Here is a 23,159-nt window from a genome sequence, read left to right as displayed (position 1 = left end):
TCAGTCGTCGAAGTGCGTCTTGGAGCCCGCGGTGGAGGTCGTGGTCCCCAGGGCTCTGAGCGTTGCGTGATCAGTGGCTGCGATCCGGCCATCGTGGAGAACGTTCAACTGCAGTCCGGAGTCATACGCGTACGGAGTGGTGACGTCCAACTGCACTGCGGGGCGTGCGTAGTTGAGCGCGAACGGTTGCATGGTCTCTCCCTGTTTCGTTCTTCCATGCACTTATACGATTCGAACGCGTGGTTGGTTTCCTTACTCTGCGTAATCTCAGGCCGAATTAAGAGCTTGTTAAGGGAGAACCGGCTATTCGCTCGCGCACGTGGCCGATTTCACATTCCCGTGCGGCAGGTGACGGTGTCACATGTCCGCGTAATTCCGGGATGTCGCCAAAGCCTGTTCGGCATAGCTCCGTCCGAAGAGCACCGCGTGTACCAGCAGCGGGAACAGCTGGTGCAGGCCGATCCGCCGGGCCCAGCCGTCGGTCAGCGGGGCCGCTTCCTGATAACCCGCCAGGATCCGGTCCAGATACGGGCAGCCGAAGAGATGGAGCATCGCGAGGTCGGTCTCGCGGTGCCCGCCGTGCGCGGCCGGGTCGATCAGCCGGACCCGGCCGTCGGCGCCCCACAGGACGTTGCCGCTCCACAGGTCGCCGTGCAGCCGGGCCGGCGGCTCGGGCGGCCCCGCGAGCTCCGGCAGCCGCTCGCAGACCCGCTCGATCACGGCGGCCTCGCCCGGCCGCAGGATCCCCCGGTCGGCCGCCTCGCGCAGGTACGGCAGCACCCGGTGCTCGGCGTACCAGTGCGGCCAGCCGGTGCCGGGCTCGTTGCGCATCGGGGCGAGACCGATCCACGCGTCGCGAGGACCGCCCGGAGGGGCCGCCCCGAAGGCCGGGGCGCCCGCCGCGTGCAGGGCGGCCAGCGCCCGGCCGAAGCGCGTCGCCGCCCCGGCGTCCGGACGCCCCGTGCGGACCAGCCCGGTCACCAGCCAGCGCTCGTCGTGTCCGAGCACCTCGGGCACCGGCACCGCCCGGGCGGCGGCCAGCCAGCGCAGCCCGGCCGCCTCGGCCCGTACCGCCCCGGGGCCGTCACCGCGCTTGACGACGACCGCGGGACCACCCGCGAGCGTCACCTCCGCCAGACCGCCCGGCCCCGCCCGCTCACCCGAGACCGGCCGCCCGGTGAGCCGGGCGGCCACCGCGCCCGGACTCTCGCCGCCGTCGACCACGGCCACCAGGGTACGGGCCGGGCGGGATCACGAGCCCCGGGTGCCCTGGTCGCACAGTGAATTCCCAGTAACTCCCTTGCTGCACAAGCATTGACGCGCCCCACGCCCCCCTCTAGTTTCTGATCGGTTTTCCGAACCGTGTCCGAAATCCCGGACATCCCCCCTCGTCTGGAGCGCACATGAACGGCACCCCTCTGTCGCGCCGCCACTTCCTCGGTGCGGCCGTGACCGTCCCCCTCGCCGCCACCGGCGCCCTCGCCCTCGGCGCCGGAGCCGCCCGGGCCGCGACCGACTCGGCCTACGTGATGTGCTACTTCACCGAGTCCCCGGACATGCTGGCCGCCAACTACGGCCTGCACCTCGCCGTCAGCACCGACGGCCTCCAGTGGACCCCGCTCAACCAGAACGACCCCGTGGCCACCCCAACCGAGGGCTCCCTCGGCCTGCGCGACCCGTTCATCCTGCGCAAGCAGGACGGCACCTTCGTGGTCCTCGCCACCGACCTGTACGGCACCGACTGGTCCTACGTAAGCCAGTACATCCACGTCTGGGACTCCACCGACCTGCGCACCTTCACCGGCTACCGGCGGATGAAGCTGCACGACATGGACACCCACGCCTGGGCCCCGGAGGCCTTCTGGGACGCGGGGCGCGGCACGTACGGCGTCATCTACTCCGCCGTCAACGACAGCGGCCACAACGTCATCATGATCAACTACACCGCCGACTTCGTGACCGCCGGCGACCCGCAGGTCTTCTTCGACCCGGGCTACGACGTCATCGACGGCGACCTCGCCGTCGGCGTGGGCGGCGTGAACTACCTGTACTTCAAGAAGAACTCGACCCTCGTCGGCGCCCGCTCCACCTCACTGGACCCGGGCAGCTTCACCGCCTTCTCCACGGCCGTCTCGCACAACGGCACCGAGGCCCCGACCCTGGTCAAGTCCCTCACGTCGGGCTCCACCTGGTACCTCTGGGGAGACACCTGGGACCCCAACGGCGTCTTCTACGCCTGGCAGACCAGCGCCCTGTCCGCCGGTACCTGGACCGCCCTCGACCAGAAGACCTACACCCAGCCGCTCAACTCCAAGCACTGCGGCATCCAGCCCATCACCGCGACGGAGTACGCCAACCTCGTCGCCACGTGGGGCACCCCCACCTGGAACCGGCTGAAGTCCTACAACTACCCGGCCAGATACGTCCGGCACAGCGACTTCGTCGGCCGGATCGACGAGTACGCCTTCGACCCGTACACCGACGGCATGTGGAAGCTGGTCCCCGGCCTCGCCGACAGCGGCGGCGTGTCCTTCCGGTCCGTGAACTACCCGACCCGCTACCTGCGCCACTACGACTACCAGCTGCGGCTCGACGAGAACGACGGCACCACGACGTTCGCCGGGGACGCCACGTTCTACCGGACGGCTGGCCTGGCCGACGCCTCCTGGTCCTCGTTCCGCTCGTACAACTACCCGACGCGCTACATCCGCCACTCCGACTTCGTGCTGCGCATCGACCCCGTCTCCACGAGCACCGACCAGGCCGACGCCACCTTCTACGTGGGCTACTGACGCCCCACCGGGCCCGCTGTGCGGCGACACGCCGACCACGGGCCCATGACCGCCCGAATGGCGGTGTGCCCGACCGGGGGATTGGCCCAGCCGGGCGGTGTTGGGCGTGTCGTGACCACGGATGGGCCGCCTGGATGGTGCGCGCCGCGGGGCTGGCTGACGGTGGTTCATGTCGGGGCCGGGTCGTTACAGCTGATGGAGTATCGGCGCCCGGCCACGGCGGAAGGACATCGAGATGCGTTCTGCCCGCATGATCCTCGCGACCACGGCCGCCACCGCGGCCCTCGCGCTCTCCGCCCCAGCAGCCCAGGCCGCGGGCTCGGGGGACCGGGACGACGGAGGCGACTCCTCCTACAGCAGCAACGACAGCAGGTTCGACCCCGATTCCTACAAGGGTCAGGACGACGAGGACGAGGGAGGCAAGCAGGACCAGGGGGGCAAGCAGCAGGGCGGCAAGCAGCAGGGCGGCAAGGGGAAGGACCAGGGCGGTTCGTCGTGGGGCGACGACGAGGAGAGCGACCGGCCGCACGGCGGTATGCACACCGGCGGCGGCGCCCTCGCCTCGCCCGGTGTCACCGCGGGCGGGCTGGCCGTGCTCGGCGTGGCCGCCACCGGTGCCTACGCGCTGCGGCGCAGGAGAGTCCCCGGGTCCGCGTCCTGATGGGCCCACGCTGCGGGGGCCGCGGTGCCGTCGGCGCTCCACACTCCGACGGCACCGCGCCCCCTGTGTTCCGCCCTCCCGCTGCCGTGCCCCAGAAAGGTGACCTCCGATGGCAGCTGGCCCCGCCACCCAGATCCCCGAAGCCCCCGCCGACCCCGACGGCCCCGACGACCGGGACGCCGCCGGCAGCCCCCCGTCCGGCGGGCGGTTCCCCGTATGGTGCATCGCCGCCCTGCTCGTCGCCGTGGCGCTGATCGGCGGGCACCCGGGCGGCTCCGACACCACCGGCACCACCAGGGCCGAGAGCACGGACGCCCTGCCCTCGGCCGATCCCCGCCGGACCGGCGAGGCGCTGCCGCGGTCCACGCCGATCCGCCTGCTCATCCCGAAGATCGCCGTCGACGCCCCCTTCACCGCCCTCACCATCGGTTCCACGGGCCAGCTCGAGCCCCCGCCGGCCGCCAACACCAACCTCGTCGGCTGGTACTCGAAGGGCGCGGCACCCGGCGAAGCGGGCACCTCGATCATCGCGGGGCACGTCGACACCGTGAGCTCGGCGGCCGTCTTCGCCCGGCTGGACGAACTGGAACGCGGCGACCGCTTCACGGTGGACCGGGCCGACGGGACGGAAGCGGACTTCGTCGTCGACGACGCCGAGACCTTCCCGAAGGACGACTTCCCCAGCGACCGCGTCTACGCCGACACCCGCCGCCCCGAGGTACGCCTGATCACCTGCGCAGGCGACTACGACCACGACGTCAGGGACTACACGGAGAACCTGGTGGTCTTCGCCCACCTGGTCTGACACCTGACCCGACACGTGGTACGACGCCGCACCGGCACCGCCGGGTCAGCCACCCGTGGACTCCCGCACCACCAGCCGGAACGGACCGGCGAACTCCTCCCGTACCTGACCCGGACCGCCCCGGTCGATGCGGGCCGCCAGCAGGGCGACCGCGCGCTCGGCCATCAGGTCGTGGTCCGGGTCGACGGTGGTCAGGGAAGGGACGAGGTACGCGCTCTCGTCGACATTGTCGAAGCCGACGACCTTGACCTGCTCCGGCACCCGGATCCCGGCGTCGGCGAGAGCGCGCAGCACGCCCATGGCGACCGTGTCCGTCACGCAGAACACCCCGTCGAAGCCGAGGCCCCGCGCCGTCCGCTCGCGGACACCGCGGGCGGCCTCCTGCATGGTGAGCGTTGCGGCCGTCACCACCAGCTCCGGGTCCGCCGGCAGCCCCGCGGCCGCCAGCGCCCGCAGATAACCGGCGTACCGCAGGCTCGACACGTCGGCCTCGCCGCCCAGCCGCCCGCACACGACGGCGATCCGCCGGCAGCCCCGCTCGACGAGATGGCGGGTCGCGGCCTCGGCGGCGGCCTCGTTCGGCATCGCGACGTGGTCGACGGGCCCGCCGAAGATCCGCTCGCCGAGGATCACCACCGGGTGGTCCACGTCGAGCGCCCCGACATCGGCCGGGCCCATGCCGACCGTGCTCAGGATGAGACCGTCGTAGAGCCGGTTGCGGGACTGGGAGAGAGCGGCGAGCTCGCTCTCCCGGCTGGCGCCGGTCTGCTCGATGCTCACCCGCAGGCCGTGCCGGCCGGCCGCCGCGATGATGGCGGCGGCCAGCCGGCCGTAGTACGGGCGGTTGATCTCGGGGACGGCCAGGCCGATGGTCCCGGTACGGCCCTTGCGCAGGTTGCGGGCGGCCACGTTGACCCGGTAGCCCAGCCGGTCCATCGCCTCAAGGACCCGCTCACGGGTGGCCGGGCGGACGTTGGGGTGCCCGTTCATCACGTTGGAGACGGTCATCGCCGACACCCCGGCCGCCTTCGCCACGTCCTGGATCGTCGTCACACTCACTCCCGCCGGCTGTCCTCGGCAAGACGATAGAGGGCGGCACCGTGGGCGGGCAGTACCGCGGTCAGGTGCCGGCCGTCGTGGGCGGCCGCGGTGCCGGTCCACAGCTCCCGGACACGGTCGCGGGAGGTGGCGCCGACCGACCCCAGCGGCACCTGGACGCGCCGCTCCTCGTCCGCGAGCGAGAACACCGCCGCGTACCTGGTGTGCCCGTCGGTGTCCCGGGCGGTCCACAGCACCAGGTCCCGCTCCCGCAGCACCTCCCGGTTGCCGGTGCTGTGCCACAGGACGTCGAGGGCCTCGTCGTTGGTGAGCAGCTCGATGGTCTCGGGCGGGGAGGTGGGCAGGTCACCGCCCATCATCAGCGGCGAGCGGGAGACGAGCCAGAGGGTGAGCAGGCTGATCTGCTCGGCGCGGGTGAGTGCGGACCGGCGGTCCGCGCCGCGCTCGGCGCGGATGCCGATGCGGCCGAGCGGCAGCATGTCGGCGTCCGCCCAGCCCCGCTCGCCCTGCCAGGGGGCCCAGCGGGCCATCCGCGCGAACTGCGCCTCGACGTCCTCCCAGCGGTCCCACAGGTCGTCGCAGACCCGCCACATGGTGGCGTGCTCGCGCAGGTGGTCCAGGCGGGCGAGGGACATGTCGGTGCCGGGGGAGAGGCTCAGCTCGATGGGCCGCCCGCTGCGTTCGACGGCCCGCGCGTACGCGGCGATCTCCCGCTCGTGGTACGGGAAGAGCATGTCGTCGGCCTTGACGAAGTCCACGCCCCAGGCGGCGAACTGGGCGACCTGGGAGTCGTAGTAGGCCTGGGCGCCCGGATGGTCGTGGTTCAGCCCGTAGTTGTCGGAGTTCCAGGGGCACACGGAACCGGTGTCGGCCACGTCCGCGGCCGTGAACTCCGTGCCGAGCACGGGCAGTGCGGCCTCGACCGCGCGGCGTGGGATGCCCCGCAGGACGTGCAGCCCGAACCGCAGGCCCATGCCGTGCACCCGCGCGGCCAGCGGCCCGAACCCGGCCCCGCCGGCGGCGGAGGGGAATCGGTTGGGGGCGGGGAGCTGGCGGCCGTGGCCGTCGAGGACGAGCGGGGCGTCCGGGTTGTAGCCGTGGGCCCGGGCGGTGGGCTCGTACCACTGGATGTCGACGACGACGGTGTCCCAGCCGTGCGGGAGCAGGTGCTCGTGCATGAACCGGGCGTTGGCGAGGACCTCCTCCTCGGTGACGGTGGTGCCGTAGCAGTCCCAGCTGTTCCACCCCATGGGCGGCCGCAGGTGACGGGCGGGCAGCGGGCGTGCGGGTCGGGTCATGTGCGCGCTCCTGCCGGTCAGGGCCGGTCCAGGGGAGCCTGGACGGTGACGAACGAGTGGGGCGGGAGGGTGAGCCGCAGTCCGCCGGCGGTCACGGCCACGCCGTCGAAGGCGGTGGGGGAGACGGCCGCCGGGGCCTTTGGGGTGTTGTGGGCCTGGAGCTTGTCGGCCGTGAGGATCCGGGCGGCTGGCTCGCCTAGGCGGCCGCCGCGCAGGTCGAGGGTGACCTCGGCCGGTTCCTCGGCGTCCAGGTTGCTGAGCGAGATCAGGACGGTGCCGTCCTTGACGCTGGCCGAGGCGGACACCGTCTCCAGTTCCGCGTCGCCGACCGTGCGCCGGGTGCCCTCGCCGCGCAGGTGCACGGGGAGCGAGGTGGCGTCCTGGTGGCCCTTGTTCATCTCGAAGACGTGGTAGGTCGGGGTCAGGACCAGGGCGTCGCCGTCGGTGAGGAGCATGGCCTGCAGGACATTGACGGTCTGGGCGATGTTGGCCATGTGCAGGCGGGCCGCGTGCCGGTGGAAGACGTCGAAATGGGTGCTCGCCACCAGCGCGTCGCGCAGGGTGTTCTGCTGGAAGAGGAAGCCCGGGTCGGTGCCGGGTTCCACGTCCCACCAGGTGCCCCACTCGTCCAGGACCAGGCCGACGGTGCGCCCCGGGTCGTAGACGTCCATGACCGTGGAGTGGCCGGTGAGGATGCGGTCGATGCGGTGGGCCGACAGCATCGTGCGGTAGTGGTCCTCGGCGTCGAACTCCGTGGCGCTGCCCTTGGCCTCCCAGGGCCCGGCGAGCGTGTAGTAGTGGACTGAGATGCCCTGGAAGAAGTTCTTGGGGGTCGCCTCGCAGCCGAAACAGCTGATCTGCTGCATCAGCGTCTCGGTCCACTTGTAGTCGGCGTCGGAGGCGCCCGAGGCGATCCGGTAGAGCTTGTTGTCGCCGTGGTCGCGGCAGTAGGTGGCGTACTGGCGGGCCAGGTCGGCCGAGTACTCGGCGCGCATGTTGCCGCCGCAGCCCCAGGTCTCGTTGCCGATGCCCCAGTACTTCACCGGCCACGGCTCCTCGCGCCCGTTCTCCTTGCGCAGCCGCACCATCGGGCTGTCGCCGTCCCGCGTGAGGTACTCCACCCACTCGCTCATCTCGCGGACGGTGCCGGAGCCGACGTTGCCGCTGATGTAGGGCTCGGCGCCGAGGAGTTCGCACAGGGCCATGAACTCGTGGGTGCCGAAGTGGTTGTTCTCCTCGACGTTGCCCCAGTGCGTGTTGACCATCCGGGGCCGCTGCTCGCGCGGGCCGACGCCGTCCCGCCAGTGGTACTCGTCGGCGAAACAGCCGCCCGGCCAGCGCAGGTTGGGGATGTCCAGGGCGCGCAGGGCTGCCACGACGTCCAGGCGGATGCCGCCCTCGTTGGGGACGGGGGAGTCCTCGCCGACCCAGAAGCCGCCGTAGACGCAGCGGCCGAGGTGTTCGGCGAAGTGGCCGTAGAGGTGGCGGCTGATCGTCGGGCCCTCGATGTCGAGGTTGATGATCGCGGTGGCGGTGGCGGTGGGCACGCGGGCACTCCTGTCGGGGGCAGGTTGTTCGATATACGGAACGGGGTTCGTGAAGCCGGTTGTATCGATAAAAACCTGCCATCGGGCCGTGATCGCGTCAAGAGCGCGAGCAGCCCGGCCCCCTGTGGGTACAGGGAGCCGGGCTGTCGTAGGGGGAGAGGGGCGTCAGACCGCCGGGGACGGGAACGTCGGGTACTCCACGCCGGAGACGTGCTGGACGACCCGGACCACCTGGCAGGAGTAGCCGAACTCGTTGTCGTACCAGAGGTAGAGGATCGCGTTGTCGCCCTCCACCTTCAGCGCGCCGGCGTCGACGATCGACGCGTGGCGCGAGCCGATGAAGTCGCTGGAGACCGCGTCCGGGGCGGTGATGAAGTCGATCTGGCGCTTCAGCGGCGAGGTCAGCGACACCTCGCGGAGGTAGTCGAGGACCTCCGCGCGGGAGGCCTCGCGGGCCAGCTGGAGGTTGAGGATCGCGATCGACACGTCCGGCACCGGGACCCGGATCGAGCTGCCGGTGATGCGCGCCTTGAGGTCCGGCAGCGCCTTCGCCACGGCGGAGGCGGCACCCGTCTCGGTGATGACCATGTTGAGCGGCGCGGACCGGCCGCGACGCTCGGACTTGTGGTAGTTGTCCAGCAGGTTCTGGTCGTTGGTGAACGAGTGCACCGTCTCGACGTGCCCGCGCAGCACTCCGTACTCGTCGGCCATGGCCTTCAGCGGCGGCACGATCGCGTTGGTCGTGCAGGAGGCGCAGGACAGGATCTGCTCGTCCGGCTTGACGGTGTCGTGGTTGACGCCGTGCACGATGTTCGGGACGTCGCCCTTGCCCGGCGCGGTCAGGACGACCTTCTCGATACCCGGGCGCAGGTGCTTGGACAGGCCCTCGCGGTCCCGCCACTTGCCCGTGTTGTCGATGAGGATCGCGTCCCGGATGCCGTACGCCGTGTAGTCGACCTGGGACGGGTCGTCGGCGTAGATCACCTTGATCTCGTTGCCGTTGGCGAGGATCGTGCTGTTCTCCTCGTCGACGGTGATCGTGCCCTGGAACTGGCCGTGGATCGAGTCGCGGCGCAGCAGCGAGGCGCGCTTGACGATGTCCTCGCCGCCGGCCCCGCGCACCACGATGGCCCGCAGCCGAAGGCCGTTGCCGGAGCCCGCCTTCTCGATCAGCAGCCGGGCCACGAGGCGGCCGATGCGGCCGAAGCCGTACAGGACGACGTCCCGCGGCTCACGCTGTTCGATCTTGTTGGCGCCGGTGGCCCCGGCGACCGCCTCCGCGGTGAACGCCTCGACGCTCAGACCCCGGTCGTCGGCCTTGTGGGTCGCGGCGAGCATGCCGATGTCGATCTGGGAGGGGCCGAGGTCGAGGGCGGTGAGCGCCCGCAGGAACGGCATCGTCTCGGTGACCGACAGCTCGGCACCGTCGATCTGGCGGGCGAAGCGGTGGGTCTTGAGGATGCTGACCACCGACTTGTTCACCAGGGAGCGGCTGTGGAGGAGGACCGTCACGTCCCGCTCCCGGTGCAGCTTCCCGATGAGCGGGATCATCGACTCCGCGATCTCCTCGCGGTTCTTCCAGTTGGTGAACGAGTCGTCGTTGACAGTCACAGACCTGAATCTCTCGATCGAGCTGGGTGGCGCTCATATGCTAAACCGCCCGGTGAATGATCGATCAAGGGGGTCCGGGTGTGACGCGGGTCGCGAAGTTCTGAACCCCGGCGGAAGACCGTAAGAAGCCTCCGTGCCGTGTTGCGCGGTCGCGGGCCGTTGCCGAAGGTCGGAGCGTGAGCACGTCCTCCGTCCCGCGGCCCGGGTCCGCCGTGCAGACCGGCCCCGCCCACCCCGCCCCCCGCCGCCGCATCCCGTCCGGCCTGCTGCGGGCCCTCGTCCTGTTCACGGCCGTCCGGCTCGCCGGAGTCGTCGCCGTCGCCGTGGCGAACCACGCCCTGGGGCGCCCCCTGGTCAGGAGCCTGGCCCATTCCTGGGACGCCCGCTGGTACCTGCACATCGCCGCCCACGGCTACGGCGACCTCATCCTGATCACCCGCAAGGGAGCCGTCCAGACCGACTGGGCGTTCTTCCCGCTCTACCCCGGGCTCGTCCGCGCCGTGACGACAATCCTGCCCCTCACCCCCGGCAAGGCCGCGCTGGCCGTCTCCTGGACCGCTGCCGTCGTCGCCGCGTGGGGCATCCACCGCATCGGCGATCACCTGTACGGCCGAGCCGTCGCCGCGGCGCTCGTCGTCCTGTGGGCCGTGCTGCCCCAGTCGGTCGAACTCACCATCGCGTACACCGAGTCCCTCTTCTCGGCCCTCGCGGCCTGGTCCCTGTACTGCGTCCTCACGCGCCGCTGGCTGTGGGCCGGCTGCCTGGCCGCGCTGGCCGGGCTCTCCCGCCCCACCGGCTTCGCGGTCGCGGCGGCCGTCCTGGCCGCGGGTGCCCATGAAGCGGTACGGCGACGAGGCCGCGTGCCGCTCGCCCTGTGGGCCGGGTGCCTGCTCGCCCCGCTCGGCTGGCTCGGCTACGTGCTGTGGGTCGGCCGGCGCACCGGCAACCTCCTGCACGGCTATTTCGAGGTGCAGGACGCCTGGAGTTCCCGCTTCGACTTCGGCGTGGGCTCACTCCGCTTCGTCAAGAGCCTGCTGGTGCACGGCGGCGGCTTCGTCTACGCGGCGGCCCTGGTGACCGTCGCCGCCGGAGCGCTGCTCTTCGGCCTGCTCTGCCTGGACCGGGCACCACTGGTCCTGGTGGTCTTCGCGGGCGTCCTGGTCCTGGTGGTCCTGGGCGGCTCGGGCTCCTTCTCCTCCAAGCCCCGCTTCCTGCTCCCCGCCTTCCCCCTCCTGATCCCGCTCGCCCGCGCCCTGGCCGGCGGCCGGCGCGTGCGTCCCGCCCAGACCGTCCTCGTCGTCGGCGCCCTCGCCGTGCTCTCGTGGCTGTTCGGGGCCTATGTGATGACGGTCGCCCGCGCGCCCCTGTGACGCCCGCGGACAGACCGGTGGCGCCGGTCGCCACGACGTGACCGGCGCCACCGGAGGGCGGAACGGGGGTTAGCGGGGGTTGAACACCACGCTGGCGAAGCGGACGCTGCCGGAGGCCGAGCGGCCGGGGGCGATCCGGTGTTCGGTGCCCTTGCACTTCGCCTTGCTGTAGACGGCGAGCGTCTTCTTCGTGGCGTTCTGCGGGCCGCGCGCCTCCTGCGCCATGTCGAGGCACTTGCGGTCCGGCGGGTTCTGGATGGCGTACGCCTTGCCCTTCGGCCCCACCCAGACGAACGTCCCGTCGGCGGCGGACGCCGGTCCGACGGTGATGACGGTGAGGGCGAGCCCGCCGAGAGCGACGGCGAGCGGACGGAGGAGACGCATGGTGAAGTCCTTCGGGAACGGCGAAACGATGACCAACGGGCCTCGGGTGCACCGAGGTCCGGCGCCATCACACACCGTCACCGCACCCGGATGTCCCAGCGACACGGGCACGTCCCACGTCCGGGGGACGTACGTCGGCGTGTCGTGACGCCCGGTCCGGCCCGCCGGGGGCTCACACGAACGCCACGACCAGGGCGACGGCGACGGTGAGCGCCGACAGTCCGACCATCGCGGTCCGCCATGCGAAGGACGGCGCCGACACCGGGGGAGCCGGGTCGGGGAGTTCCTCGCCCAGGTGGGGACTGTCCAGCCAGTAGGCGTCCGACAGTTGGGCGAAGGGAGGGGTGTCACTGAGGCCCATGACTGTCCCAACGTCCGCGACGCCCGGGGGAGTCGGCGCAACCGGCGTCGTCACACCATCGGGGCAATCCGCTTCCCCGCGATTCCCTGCCGGAATTGCGTGACATAAGAGTAAATTCCAGACCATTGCTCGAGGGAGATCTCACCGGCGGACGGGGCAAGGGATGAGCACGGACGACCGCGGCACCGTGACGACCGGGATCGCACGGCTGCACGCGGCGCCCGTACTCGCCGGGCCCGGCCGCTTCGGGCTGGTGACCAACCACACCGGTGTCCTGCCGGACCTGCGCCCGGCCGCGCCCGCGCTGCTCGAAGCCGGCGCGCCCCTCGTCGCCCTGTTCGGCCCCGAACACGGACTGCACGGGACCGGCCAGGCCGGCGAGAGCGAGGCCGCCCGGACCGACCCCGGCACCGGCCTGCCGGTCCACGACACGTACCGGTGCGACGGCGAGCGGCTCGACAAGCTGCTCATCGACAGTGGCGTCGACGCCCTGGTGTACGACCTCCAGGACATCGGGGCCCGCTGCTACACCTACGTGTGGACCATGTTCGACCTGATGGTCTCGGCGGCCCGCACCGGCATCCGCTTCGTGGTCGCCGACCGGCCCAACCCGCTCGGCGGACTCGTCAGCGAGGGCCCGTTGCTCGACCCGGCGTGGGCCAGCTTCGTCGGACGCGCCCCCATCCCCGTCCGGCACGGCCTCACCTGCGGCGAACTCGCCCGGCATCTCAACGCGTCGGCCGTGCCCCGCGCCGCCGGCCGCGCGGCCGACCTGACGGTGATCGAGGCCCTCGGCTGGCGGCGCGCCCTGGACGCCGCCGCCACCGGCCTGCCCTGGATCGCCCCCTCCCCGAACATGCCGACGCCCGCCACCGCCGCCGTGTACCCCGGCACCAGCCTCTTCGAGGGCACCAACCTCTCGGAGGGCCGCGGCACCACCCAGCCCTTCGAGATCGTCGGCGCCCCCTACCTCGACGCCCGGTTCGCGCCCGCCCTCGCCGAACTCGCCCTGCCCGGCGTGCACTTCCGCGACCTGCGGTTCGTGCCGGCCTTCCACGGACACGCCGGACGGCAGCTGCGCGGGGTCCAGCTCCACGTCACCGACCGCACGGCGTTCGCCCCCGTACGCACCGCCGTGGCGATGCTCGCCGTGCTCCGGCGGCTGTACCCGGACGACTTCGCCTGGCACACCACGGACACCGACGCCGGCGCCGAGGGGACCGGCCACCGGTACTTCGTCGACCTGCTGTGGGGATCCGACCGGCTGCGGCGCGCCGTCGACGCGGGCGACGACCCGCTGCCGCTGTGCGACCCGCCCGCCCCGCCCGGCCGGTGGGCCGGCGACGACGCGCTGCTCTACCCCTGAGACCCGCCGTTCCCTCCCCGGCAGCCGCCGCCCCGCTCGGAAGGACCCCCCGTCGATGACCGACCTCACGACTCTGACGACGACCACCCGGACCGCGACCCGCGGCTTCCGCGCGGGCGACGGGCCGCAGGTCGTGGCGGCGTGGCGGCGGAGCGCGCCGGCCGACCCCGTCACCGCGGACCGGTTCCGCTCGCTGGTGCTGCTCGACCCCAACTTCGACCCGGAGGGGCTGCGGGTCGCCGTCGACGGCGAACGGGTCGTCGGCGCCGCCTACGCGGTGCGCCGGCTCACCCCGATGGCCGGCACCGACCTGGAACCGGAGCAGGGCTGGATCCCGTTCTTCTTCGTCGACCCGGACGCCCGCGGGCAGGGCCTCGGCCGCCGGCTGCTCACCGAGGCCCTCGACTGGCTGCACGGCCACGGCCGGACGCGGGTGGACTTCTCCTCGTACACCCCGAACTACGTCTTCCCGGGACTGGACGCCGAGGCCTACCCGGAGGCGGCGGGCCTCCTCGACTCCCTGGGATTTCGCACCCTGTACGAGGCGGTGGCGATGGACCGCGTCCTGGTCGGCTACCGCGTCCCCGACGAGGTCGCCGTCCGGGTGGGCGAGCTGACCGCGCGGGGCTACCGGTTCGGCACCCCGGCCGACGACGACCTGGTGGACCTCCTCGCCCTCGCCCAGGGCCACTTCGGGCCGGACTGGGCGGCCACGATCCGGGCGTGCCTGACCGCGGGCACCCCCCTCGACCGGATCGTCGTGGCCCGCGATCCCGGGGGCCGGATGGCCGGCTGGGCGATGCACGGGGCGTTCGACTCGGTGGACGAGCGGTTCGGGCCGATCGGCGTGCTGGAGGAGATGCGCGGCACCGGACTCGGCGAAGTCCTGCTCCACCTGGTCCTGGAGCGGATGCGGGCGCTCCGCGCGCACTCCGCGTGGTTCCTGTGGACCGGCGCGCAGTCCCCGGCGGGGCACCTCTACCGCAAGAGCGGCTTCACCACGACCCGGGTGTTCAGGGTGCTGCGCAGGGAGGCCGCCCGGTGACACCCTCACTGAGCCGGCGCCACTTCGCGCTCGCCCTGCCCTCGGCGCTGCTGGTCTCCGGCTGCGCGGCCCCGCACCAGGGCACCGGCCGGCCCGGCGACCCCGTCGTCCTCACCCTGCTCTCGCACTACGCGAGCGGCGAGCTCAAGAAGGCGCTCCAGGGACCGGTGGACGAGTGGAACGCCCTGCACGACCGGGTCAAGGTGCGGACGAAGGCCGTCGAGTTCACCGACCTGCTGACCACCTTCATGGTCCGGCAGGCGGCGGGCCAGGGCACGGACATCCTGCACCCGTACTGCCTGTGGAACGGCCAGCTCGTCCGCGCGGGGGTGCTGCGGCCCGCGCCGCCCGAGCACGCCGAGGAGATCGGCCGCGGCTACGGCGCCGCCGCGGCCGGCTCCGCATCGGTGGCGGGCAGGGTCTACGGCTACCCCACCGAGATGCAGACCTACGCCCTCTACTACAACAGGCGGCTGCTGCGCGAGGCCGGCGTCCACGGCCCGCCGCGCACCTGGCCGGAGCTGGAGGAGGCCGCCTACCGGACCGCCCGGCAGGACCGGTACGGCAACACGCTGGTCCAGGGGTTCGGGCTGTCCGCCTTCGACGACTCCACGACCGTCGGCCAGACCCTCGCCCTGCTCAACGCCGCCGGCGGGCGGTTCGTCTCGGCCGACGGCAGGCGCACCGCCATCGACTCGCCGGCCGGCCGGACCGTCTTCGAGCTGGAGCGCCGCCTCGTCGACAAGGGCGCGAGCGCCCCCGGCGTCAACGTCTACCAGGCGTTCGCCTCCGGCCAGGTCGCCATGGTGATCAGCGCCGGCTGGTGGACCGCCAACCTGAAGGCGCTGATGGGCCCGGCCTACCGCGACGTCGGCGTCGCTCCGGTGCCCCTCCCCGAGGCGGGCGGGAGACGCGCCACCCTCGCCACCGGCTTCATGCTCGGCGTCAACACCGCCAGCCGGCACCCGGACGAGGCCTGGGAGTTCCTGCGCTGGCTCAACACCGAGAAAGTGCGGGGCACCACCCGGATGAGCGCGCTGCAGGCGTCGGTCGGCTCCCTGACCGGCCGCGCCGACGACATGCGCAGGCTCCTCGGCGCGGGCGGCGATCCGAACCTGCGTCCGTTCCTGGACGCGCTGGCGTACGCCGTACCCGAACCGAACGTGCCCGGCGCGCAGCAGGCCAAGTCGCTGCTGCGCAAGAACATCGAGGCCCTGTGGACCGGTCAGCAGACGGTCGACGAGGCCCTGCGCGCCACCCGCCGCCAGGTCGACCAGGAGGTGGCGCGGTCATGGTGAACGCCACCCTGGCACCGGAGCCCACCGAACGGGCACCGCACGGCGGGTCCACCGCCGTCGGACTCCGCATCCAGGCCCGCAACCGGCGCCGCCAGGCCGTCGTCGCCTACCTCTTCCTGGCACCGACGCTGCTGTTCTACGCCGTCTTCCTCGCCCTGCCGCTCGGCTTCGCGGTGCTCCTCTCGACGTCCCGCTGGGCCGGGTTCGACCTCGGCGACATCCACCCGGTGGGCCTGGACAACTTCGCCGGCCTGTTCGCGGACGGCTCGGCGTTCCTGACGCCGATCCTCACCAACACGCTGCTCTTCGCGCTGGGCACCGTGGCCCTCGCACTCGCCGGCTCGGTGCTCGTCGCCACCTGCATCGACAAGCTGCGGTTCCAGGGGCTGTGGCGCACCCTGTACTTCCTGCCGATCGTCACGACCGTCGTCGCCGTCGGCAACGTCTGGAAGTACATGTACCAGCCGGGCGGCCTCGTCAACGGCGTCCTCAACGCCGTCGGGCTCGGCTCGGTGGCGTTCCTCCAGGACCCCGACACCGCACTGCCCGCGGTGGTGGTCGTCCAGGCCTGGGCCTCCGTCGGCTCGGCGATCCTCGTCCTGACCGCCGGGCTGAAGTCCGTTCCCGAGTCGTACTACGAGGCCGCCGCGCTCGACGGGGCCGGGCCGGCGACCGTCTTCTGGCGGATCACGCTGCCGCTGCTGCGGCCGTCCCTGCTGTTCGTGTGCGTCACCCAGTTCCTCACCGGCCTGCAGTCCTTCGCGCTGATCATCGTGATGACCAAGGGCGGCCCGGGCGACGCCACCGACGTGGCCGCCCTCGAGATGTACCGGCAGGCCTTCTCCTACGGCGACTGGGGCACCGCGAGCGCCGCCGCCTTCGTGCTGTTCGGGGTGGTCCTCGCGGTCACGCTGGTCCAGCTCTGGCTCTTCCGGCGCACGGGGGAGGACGCGTGATCCGCCGCCGTTTCCCGTGGCTGTCGTACCTGCTGGTGGTGTCCGGCGCGGTGCTCACCGTGGTGCCGTTCGCCGACATGCTGATGACGTCCTTCAAGGGACCGGACGAGGCGGGCACGCTGCCCTACCGGTTCCTGCCGAAGGCGTTCGACCTGTCCAACTACCGGGCGGCGATCCACCAGCTCGACCTGCCGGTGCTCTTCCGCAACAGCGTCGTCGCCACCGCCACGATCACCGGCTCGGTGCTGCTCACGTCGTCGCTCGCGGGCTACGCGCTCGCCAAACTCCGCTTCCCCGGCCGGGACTTCGTCTTCCGGCTGGTGCTGTCGACGATGATGTTCCCGCCGTTCCTCTTCTTCATCCCGCACTTCCTGATCCTGGTGCACTGGCCGCTGGCCGGCGGCAACGACCTGCTCGGGCGCGGCGGCGCGGGACTGACCGTCAGCATCCTGGCCCTTGCCATGCCGTTCCTCGTCAGCAGTTTCGGGATCTTCCTGACGCGCCAGTTCATGGTCTCCCTCCCGGACGAGGTCCTGGAGGCCGCGCGCATCGACGGGGCGGGCGAGTTCGCCGTGTGGTGGCGGATCGTCGTCCCGCAGACCAAGCCGGTCCTGGTCACCCTCGGTCTGCTGACGTTCGTCGACGCCTGGAACGAGTACATCTGGGCCCTGCTGGTCTCCACCGCCGACCCGGACGTGATGACCCTGCCCGTCGGCATCCAGTTCCTTCAGGACTACGTCGACCCGACGCGGACCCTGCCCATCGTCATGGCCGGCCTGGTCCTGAGCGTCCTGCCGGTCCTTGTCCTCTTCCTGCTGCTGCAGAAGTACTACATCAGGGGCGTCATGCTCAGCGGCCTCAAGTGAGGGCGGGCGATCGGCCAGGTCTCCGGGGGCGCGCCGGGTGCGCCGGTCGTGGCGGTCACCGCCGGACGGCCCATCGGCACCGTCTTCACCGCACGCGACGGCGGGCATCTCGCCGCCGCCGAGGAGGCCGCCGCCCAGCCGCCCAGCCGCCCAGGCGCTCGGGCGCCCGGGCGACGGTGCTCAGGGGCGCTCCGGGCGTCGCCGGACGGCAGCCACCGTCACAGGCCGCGCCAGACGTTGTCGAACGCCGCGTCCTCGATCTCCCTGCGCTGGCGTACGGCGGCCAGTTCCGTCACGGCGTCGTCCACGGCGGCCACCACCGTCACGATCGGGTCGGAGACCGAACTCGCGAGGTCCTTGGCCGCCTCGTCCCGGATCCCCACCGCGGCCGCCAGGGCGGCGAGCACGGGCTCGCCCGACGCCCACCGCTCGTGCGCCCGCGCCCGCTCGGGAGAGTCGGCGGCCTCCGTACGCCCGGTCGGCAGCGGCAGCCAGCGCCGCCGCTGCTGGGCCACGGTCCCGTCCGCCTCCAGGGCATCGAGGTAGGCGGCGCCCAGGCCGCGCCCCCGCCGCCACAGCCAGTCCTCGACCGACTCGTAGGGTGTCTCCCTCCGCAGCGCCGCCGCCGCCTCGCCGAGGAGCCGGTCGCTCGTCGTGCCCGCGGGGGCGGGCACGACGAGCTCGCCGTCGAGCGTGACCGCCCCGGCGTCGATGAGATCGACCAGTTCTGCTCCCGCGAGCGCCAGCGAGAGGTCACCCTGCTCGACGGGCCGCGCGGCGGCGTCGTACACGGTGACGAGGAACAGGTCCCGGGGTGTGGTCATGACGGACTCCCCAACAGAGACGGCGAAGGCACCAGAGGTATCTGAAGCACTAGAGGTACCAGAGGTACCGAGAGGTGTCAGGGACAACGACGGCGCCGCCGCATTCGATGCCCGGTCGGACGCCGCCGCCCGTGCCGTACCGCCGGCCCGTGCCGTCGGCAGGCGCCCCACGGCGCGACATGCGCGGCCGGGCCCCGAGGCAGTGATCCGCGGCGCCGCTGCGGCTCCCGCACGCGCGGTAGGCTGCTGCGCGATCGGAAGGGTGACTCCGGCCGGAGGTGGGTGGGCATGACAGCGCACGTCGAGCCGTCGTCCGCCGTCGGCGCGGGCGGCCGGGACAGCCGGCTGGGCCCGTTGATCATCACCCTGTTCGCGCTGTACGCGCGCGGGGAGCACAACTGGCTCTCCGTCGCCTCCGTGATACGCCTTATGGCCGACCTCGGCGTGGAGGGGCAGGCCGTACGCTCGGCGGTCTCCCGGCTGAAGCGGCGCGGGGTGCTGCGCGGGGAGCGCCACGAGGGTGCCGCCGGGTACGCCGTCTCCGACCGCACGCTGGAGGTCCTCGAAGACGGTGACGTGCGGATCTTCGAGCGCAACCGGGCCGCGGCCGGCGACGGCTGGCTCGTCGTCGTGTTCTCCGTGCCCGAGTCCGAGCGCGACAAGCGCCACGCCCTGCGCACCGCACTGACCCGCCTCGGCTTCGGGACCGCGGCCCCCGGCGTGTGGGTGGCGCCCGGCATCCTGGCCGACGAGACCCGCCGCACCCTGCAACGCCTCGCGCTGACGCCGTACGTGGACATCTTCACCGGTGACCACTTCGCCTTCGGTGACCTGCACACGAAGGTCCGCGAGTGGTGGGACCTCGACGAGCTCACCGCGCTGTACGCCGACTTCCTGGAGCGGTACCGGCCGGTGCGCGAGCGCGCGGCGGCGGGCGCGGTCCCGCCCCGGGAGGCGTTCGGGATCTACCTGCCGATGCTCACCGAGTGGCGCAGGCTCCCGTACCGCGACCCCGGGCTGCCGCTGTCCCTGCTGCCGCCGGGCTGGATGGGGGAAACCGCCGGCGCGCTCTTCGAGGAACTGGACAAGACCCTCCGGGAGCCCGCCCGCGCCCACGCCCTGGCGGTCATACACGCCCGGTAGCGCACCCGGCCCCCGGCCTACGGCCTGACCAGCCGGTCCTCCGGGATCACCGCCACACCGAGGATCTCGATCATCGCCTCCGGCTGCCACAGCGCGGTGCAGCCGATGCCGGCCATCGCCGGGTACACCGGCCCCGCCAGCTCCCGCCACACCGTGCCGATCTCCTTGCCGTGGGCCTGGTAGTCGGGGATGTCGGTGAGGTAGATGGTCACGCTCACCAGGTCCTGCGGCTCACCCCCGGCCGCCCGCAGGGTGGTCAGCACATTGCCGAACGCCTGGCGGAACTGCTCGACGATCCCACCCGGAACGATCTTCATGTCGGCGTCCAGCGCGGTCTGACCGCCCAGGTACAGCGTGTTCCCGGCGAGGGTTCCGTGCGAGTAGCCGCTCGGGGCGGGCAGCACGGGCGGGTTCACGGCGACGGGAGTCATCGGGCCTCCGGTTCGGTGGTGTCCGGCGCCGGCCGCACGGCCGGTTGTATTGACAATAAATGACGACCGTGAAAAATACGAGATAGAGCGCGCGGTCCGGTTCCGGACCCCGGCGAGCCCACGGAAACGGAGTCGATTCCATGGAGCCTGACCTCGGCAAGTACCGGCTCGAGGGCGACAACGCGATGTACCGGCTGCCCAGCGGCATCGTCGCCCCGGTCGTGACCCGGGCCGGCCAGGAGGACGTCAACACCGCCGACTCGGGCGGCGCCGTCCGCGTGTCGGGCGTCAGCGCCCGGCACACCCCGGCGCGCCGCCTGTGGTACGGCAAGGTCAGCAACGAACCGGGCTACCGCTCGGTCTCCCACCACCACGGCGAGGCCGAGACCGGCGGCTACGTCCTGTCCGGGCGGGCCCGGATCTACTTCGGCGAGAAGTTCGAGGACTACCTCGACATGGCGGAGGGCGACTGGGTCTTCGTCCCGCCGTTCATGCCGCACGTCGAGTGCAACCTGTCCAGGACCAAACCGCTGGTGTGGATGACCACCCGGACCCCGGAGAACATCGTGGTGAACCTGCCCGACGTGGCCGACACCGACCTGCGCGACTGGCTGAACCGGTGACCGCCGCACCGGCCGGGCCGACCGGCGAGGCCGCCCCGACCTCCGCGATCGTCACGGCCGCCCTCACCCTCAAGCCCGCCCCGCCCGAGCACTTCGACGTCGCCTTCACCGCCACCACCCAGCCCTGCCCCTGGCCCAAGGCTTACGGCGGCGACCTCGTCGCCCAGGCCGCCGCCGCGGCGATGCGCTCGGTGACCGACGGCAAGACGCTGCACTCCATGCACAGCTACTTCCTGCGCCCGGCCGACATCGGCGCCGAGGTCCGCTACGAGGTCGAGGTGCTGCGCGACGGCCGCGGCTACAGCACCCGCCAGGTGCGCGGCTACCAGAACGGCAAGGTCCTCTACGTCTGCCTCGCCAACTTCGCGGCAGGGGAGCCCGGTTCGGCCTTCCAGGCCGAGTTCCCCGCGGACGTACCCGACCCGGAGTCCCTGCCCGGCACGGCGGAGTACCTCGCCGAACGCACCGGCGGCACCATGACCGACGGCTCCAAGGCCTACTGGAGCGGCGGCCGCGGCTTCGACATGCGCCACGTGCCCGGCCCCGTCTACCTCACCGTGGACGGCGCACGACTGCCCCACCAGGCCGTCTGGGTACGGCCGTTCGACGCGCTCCGCCCCGTCGAGGGACTCACCGACGCCCAGCGCGACCTCGCCGCGCTCGCCTACGTCTGCGACTACACCATCCTCGAACCCGTCCTGCGCGTCCTCGGCCTCGCCTGGGCCGACCCCGGCCTGGTCACCGCCAGCCTCGACCACGCGATGTGGTTCCACCGCCCCGCACCGGTCGGCGACTGGCTGCTCTACGCCCAGGAAGCGGAGGCCGCCGAGGCCGGCCGCGGGCTGGGCAGCGGCCGCTTCTTCACCCGCGACCACCGCCACCTGGCCACCGTGGTCCAGGAGGGCATGATCCGCCCCGCCTGAGCCGCCCGCCGCACACCACCGGCGGGCTCCCGGAAGGAACCCCGCGTTGGCTCTTCCGCTCTCACCCACCTCGCACCTGGACACCTTCGCCAGGGACCACCTGCCGCCCGCCGGACAGTGGCCCACCATCGAGTTCACCACGCCCGAACTGGCCTACCCGGCCCGGCTCAACGCGGCCGGCGAACTCATCGACGCGGCCGTCGAGCGGCACGGCCCCGACCGCCCCGCCCTGCGCACCCCGGCCGGGGAGCTGTGGACGTACGGCGAACTGCGCACCCGCGCCAACCAGGTCGCCCAGGTCCTCACCGAGGACCTCGGCCTGGTGCCGGGCAGGCGCGTCCTGCTGCGCGCGCCCAACACCCCCTGGACGGTGGCCTGCTGGCTCGGCGTCCTGAAGGCGGGCGGGGTGGTGGTCACCACGATGGCCGCGCTGCGCGCCCGCGAGATCGTCCCGATCGCCGACCGCACCCGGCCCGCGCTCGCCCTCGTGGACCACCGCTGCACCGACGAGCTCCGCGACGCACTGCCCGGCCTGACGGTGGTCGAGTACGGCGGAACCGGCGACGGCGACCTGCTGGCCCGGTGCGCGGCGAAGTCGGGCGAGTTCACGAACGTCGACACCGCCGCCGACGACGTGGCGCTCCTCGGCCCGACCTCGGGCAGCACCGGCGTCCCCAAGATCACCATGCACTTCCACCGGGACATCCTCTCCATCGACAACACCTTCGGACGGCACGTCCTGCGGCTGTGGCCGGACGACCTGGTCGCCTGCACCGCGCCGTTCGCCTTCACCTTCGGCCTCGGCATGCTCGTCGTCTTCCCGCTGCGGGCCGGCGCCTGCGCCCTGCTCACGGAGACGGCGACCCCGCCCCAGCTCGCCGACCTCGTCGAGAAGCACGGCGTCACCGTCCTCGCCACCGCACCCACCGCCTGGAAGGCGATCCTGCGCGACGGCAGAGAGGACCAGCTGAGCCGGCTGCGCACCGGGGTCTCGGCCGGCGAACACATACCACTGACCACGTGGGAGCAGCTGCGCGACCGCATCGGGCTGAAGGTCATCGACGGCATCGGAGCCACCGAGCTGCTGCACATCTTCATCTCGGCCGCCGGCGACGACATCAGGCCCGGCGCCACGGGCCGCCCGGTGCCCGGTTACCGGGCCGCCGTCCTCGGTCTCGACGGCGAGGAGCTCGGCCCGGGGGAGCCGGGGCGGCTCGGCGTCATCGGCCCGGTGGGCTGCCGTTATCTCGACGACACGCGGCAGGAGGACTACGTCGTGGGCGGCTGGAACGTGACCGGCGACATCTTCCACCGCGACGAGGACGGCTACTTCCACTACCACGCGCGCAGCGACAACATGATCGTCTCCTCCGGGTACAACATCGGCGGACCCGAGGTGGAAGCGGCCGTCGACACCCACCCCGACGTCGTCGAGTCGGCGGTGGTGGCCCGGCCCGACCCGGAGCGCGGCTCGGTGGTGTGCGCCTTCGTCGTGCTGCGCGAGGGCGTCACCGGGGACGCGGCGAAGGCCAGGGAGATCCAGGACCACGTCAAGCAGGTCCTGGCGCCCTACAAGTACCCGCGGGACGTGCGCTTTTGCGACACCCTGCCGCGCAACACCAGCGGCAAGCTCCAGCGGTTCGCGCTCCGCCGGATCATCGAACAGGAGCAGGCCGTAGAGCAGGAGCGGGCCCTGGAGCAGGAGCAGGTCGCCGAGCAGGAGCAGGCCGCCGAACGCGAGCAGGCCGTCGAACAGAAGCAGGCCGCAGAGCCGGTCGCCGAGCAGTGAGAGGAAC

The 23,159-nt window shown here is 72.2% G+C and carries 23 protein-coding genes; 13 read left to right on the top strand and 10 right to left on the bottom strand.

The window, feature by feature from the left end; translation table 11 throughout:
- Together tgmA and ACZ63F_RS32905 are read right to left on the bottom strand one after the other, a co-directional pair.
- A complete protein-coding gene (gene tgmA / locus ACZ63F_RS32910) occupies window positions 1-192 on the bottom strand; it encodes a putative ATP-grasp-modified RiPP (RefSeq protein ID WP_089102565.1) in 192 nt (63 codons plus the stop codon).
- Window positions 193-357: 165 nt separating this feature from the next.
- On the bottom strand, window positions 358-1,224 hold the full coding sequence (locus tag ACZ63F_RS32905; protein WP_469716655.1) for a fructosamine kinase family protein: 867 nt from the start codon (window positions 1,222-1,224) through the stop codon (window positions 358-360).
- A 179-nt stretch (window positions 1,225-1,403) separates the two neighbouring features.
- Between ACZ63F_RS32905 and ACZ63F_RS32900 the strand changes: the two genes are divergently transcribed.
- The 3 genes from ACZ63F_RS32900 (at window position 1,404) to ACZ63F_RS32890 (ending at window position 4,258) form a co-directional block, all read left to right on the top strand.
- Window positions 1,404-2,792, top strand: coding sequence for a glycoside hydrolase family 43 protein (locus ACZ63F_RS32900; RefSeq protein WP_469716653.1), 1,389 nt, complete (start codon window positions 1,404-1,406; stop codon window positions 2,790-2,792).
- Between the two features lie 235 nt (window positions 2,793-3,027).
- Window positions 3,028-3,453, top strand: a complete 426-nt coding sequence (locus ACZ63F_RS32895) for a hypothetical protein (protein ID WP_469716651.1) — start codon at window positions 3,028-3,030, stop codon at window positions 3,451-3,453.
- A gap of 109 nt (window positions 3,454-3,562) precedes the next feature.
- The gene (locus ACZ63F_RS32890) at window positions 3,563-4,258 is read left to right on the top strand and encodes a class F sortase (protein ID WP_469716649.1); all 696 of its coding nucleotides are present in this window, start codon (window positions 3,563-3,565) and stop codon (window positions 4,256-4,258) included.
- A 45-nt stretch (window positions 4,259-4,303) separates the two neighbouring features.
- Here the strand turns inward: ACZ63F_RS32890 and ACZ63F_RS32885 are convergent, their stop codons facing one another.
- The 4 genes from ACZ63F_RS32885 to ACZ63F_RS32870 form a co-directional block, all read right to left on the bottom strand.
- Complete coding sequence (locus ACZ63F_RS32885; protein WP_469716647.1) at window positions 4,304-5,311, bottom strand: LacI family DNA-binding transcriptional regulator; 1,008 nt, start codon at window positions 5,309-5,311, stop codon at window positions 4,304-4,306.
- Window positions 5,312-5,313: 2 nt separating this feature from the next.
- Window positions 5,314-6,615, bottom strand: coding sequence for a glycoside hydrolase family 27 protein (locus ACZ63F_RS32880; RefSeq protein WP_469716644.1), 1,302 nt, complete (start codon window positions 6,613-6,615; stop codon window positions 5,314-5,316).
- Window positions 6,616-6,632: 17 nt separating this feature from the next.
- Complete coding sequence (locus ACZ63F_RS32875) at window positions 6,633-8,162, bottom strand: alpha-N-arabinofuranosidase (RefSeq protein WP_469716642.1); 1,530 nt, start codon at window positions 8,160-8,162, stop codon at window positions 6,633-6,635.
- 165 nt (window positions 8,163-8,327) lie between these two features.
- Entirely contained in the window at window positions 8,328-9,773 is a 1,446-nt protein-coding gene (locus tag ACZ63F_RS32870) for a glyceraldehyde-3-phosphate dehydrogenase (protein ID WP_351961413.1), read from the bottom strand.
- A 176-nt stretch (window positions 9,774-9,949) separates the two neighbouring features.
- On the opposite strand from ACZ63F_RS32870, the gene ACZ63F_RS32865 reads away from it, so the two are divergent.
- Window positions 9,950-11,143 carry a hypothetical protein gene (locus ACZ63F_RS32865; RefSeq protein WP_469716639.1) on the top strand — a complete coding sequence of 398 codons (1,194 nt, stop codon included), beginning with the start codon at window positions 9,950-9,952 and terminating at the stop codon, window positions 11,141-11,143.
- A 69-nt stretch (window positions 11,144-11,212) separates the two neighbouring features.
- Here ACZ63F_RS32865 and ACZ63F_RS32860 read toward each other — a convergent pair whose 3' ends face one another.
- Together ACZ63F_RS32860 and ACZ63F_RS32855 are read right to left on the bottom strand one after the other, a co-directional pair.
- Complete coding sequence (locus ACZ63F_RS32860; RefSeq protein WP_351961411.1) at window positions 11,213-11,527, bottom strand: hypothetical protein; 315 nt, start codon at window positions 11,525-11,527, stop codon at window positions 11,213-11,215.
- A 172-nt stretch (window positions 11,528-11,699) separates the two neighbouring features.
- Window positions 11,700-11,888 carry a hypothetical protein gene (locus ACZ63F_RS32855; RefSeq protein ID WP_469716637.1) on the bottom strand — a complete coding sequence of 63 codons (189 nt, stop codon included), beginning with the start codon at window positions 11,886-11,888 and terminating at the stop codon, window positions 11,700-11,702.
- A gap of 163 nt (window positions 11,889-12,051) precedes the next feature.
- Here ACZ63F_RS32855 and ACZ63F_RS32850 point away from each other — a divergent pair, with 163 nt between their 5' ends.
- From ACZ63F_RS32850 to ACZ63F_RS32830, 5 genes are read left to right on the top strand one after another with little or no spacing between them, the layout of a single operon-like run.
- The gene (locus tag ACZ63F_RS32850) at window positions 12,052-13,254 is read left to right on the top strand and encodes an exo-beta-N-acetylmuramidase NamZ family protein (RefSeq protein ID WP_469716635.1); all 1,203 of its coding nucleotides are present in this window, start codon (window positions 12,052-12,054) and stop codon (window positions 13,252-13,254) included.
- A 55-nt stretch (window positions 13,255-13,309) separates the two neighbouring features.
- Window positions 13,310-14,299 carry a GNAT family N-acetyltransferase gene (locus tag ACZ63F_RS32845; protein WP_469716633.1) on the top strand — a complete coding sequence of 330 codons (990 nt, stop codon included), beginning with the start codon at window positions 13,310-13,312 and terminating at the stop codon, window positions 14,297-14,299.
- Window positions 14,296-15,597, top strand: coding sequence for an ABC transporter substrate-binding protein (locus ACZ63F_RS32840; RefSeq protein ID WP_469716631.1), 1,302 nt, complete (start codon window positions 14,296-14,298; stop codon window positions 15,595-15,597). Before ACZ63F_RS32845 ends, ACZ63F_RS32840 begins: the two co-directional genes overlap by 4 nt.
- The gene (locus tag ACZ63F_RS32835) at window positions 15,591-16,553 is read left to right on the top strand and encodes a carbohydrate ABC transporter permease (RefSeq protein WP_469716629.1); all 963 of its coding nucleotides are present in this window, start codon (window positions 15,591-15,593) and stop codon (window positions 16,551-16,553) included. Before ACZ63F_RS32840 ends, ACZ63F_RS32835 begins: the two co-directional genes overlap by 7 nt.
- Complete coding sequence (locus ACZ63F_RS32830) at window positions 16,550-17,419, top strand: carbohydrate ABC transporter permease (protein WP_469716627.1); 870 nt, start codon at window positions 16,550-16,552, stop codon at window positions 17,417-17,419. Before ACZ63F_RS32835 ends, ACZ63F_RS32830 begins: the two co-directional genes overlap by 4 nt.
- A 218-nt stretch (window positions 17,420-17,637) precedes the next feature.
- Here ACZ63F_RS32830 and ACZ63F_RS32825 read toward each other — a convergent pair whose 3' ends face one another.
- Window positions 17,638-18,243, bottom strand: a complete 606-nt coding sequence (locus ACZ63F_RS32825; protein ID WP_469716625.1) for a GOLPH3/VPS74 family protein — start codon at window positions 18,241-18,243, stop codon at window positions 17,638-17,640.
- 288 nt (window positions 18,244-18,531) lie between these two features.
- On the opposite strand from ACZ63F_RS32825, the gene ACZ63F_RS32820 reads away from it, so the two are divergent.
- The gene (locus ACZ63F_RS32820) at window positions 18,532-19,386 is read left to right on the top strand and encodes a PaaX family transcriptional regulator (protein ID WP_469716623.1); all 855 of its coding nucleotides are present in this window, start codon (window positions 18,532-18,534) and stop codon (window positions 19,384-19,386) included.
- Between the two features lie 17 nt (window positions 19,387-19,403).
- Here ACZ63F_RS32820 and ACZ63F_RS32815 read toward each other — a convergent pair whose 3' ends face one another.
- The gene (locus tag ACZ63F_RS32815) at window positions 19,404-19,817 is read right to left on the bottom strand and encodes a RidA family protein (protein WP_469716620.1); all 414 of its coding nucleotides are present in this window, start codon (window positions 19,815-19,817) and stop codon (window positions 19,404-19,406) included.
- 140 nt (window positions 19,818-19,957) lie between these two features.
- Here ACZ63F_RS32815 and ACZ63F_RS32810 point away from each other — a divergent pair, with 140 nt between their 5' ends.
- The 3 genes from ACZ63F_RS32810 to ACZ63F_RS32800 are packed head-to-tail and all read left to right on the top strand — an operon-like array spanning window position 19,958 to window position 23,152.
- On the top strand, window positions 19,958-20,440 hold the full coding sequence (locus tag ACZ63F_RS32810; RefSeq protein WP_351961400.1) for a cupin domain-containing protein: 483 nt from the start codon (window positions 19,958-19,960) through the stop codon (window positions 20,438-20,440).
- Window positions 20,437-21,363, top strand: a complete 927-nt coding sequence (locus ACZ63F_RS32805) for an acyl-CoA thioesterase (RefSeq protein ID WP_469716618.1) — start codon at window positions 20,437-20,439, stop codon at window positions 21,361-21,363. The genes ACZ63F_RS32810 and ACZ63F_RS32805 overlap by 4 nt, the downstream gene beginning before the upstream one ends.
- A 46-nt stretch (window positions 21,364-21,409) precedes the next feature.
- Window positions 21,410-23,152: an AMP-binding protein gene (locus tag ACZ63F_RS32800; RefSeq protein ID WP_469716617.1), complete on the top strand. Its 1,743-nt coding sequence runs from the start codon at window positions 21,410-21,412 to the stop codon at window positions 23,150-23,152.
- Window positions 23,153-23,159: the final 7 nt, after the last annotated feature.

The sequence above is a fragment of the Streptomyces sp. NPDC104761 genome (assembly GCF_055583445.1).
The sequence above is the reverse complement of the archived record's forward strand: the minus strand, read 5'-3'. Positions and strand labels throughout refer to the sequence as shown.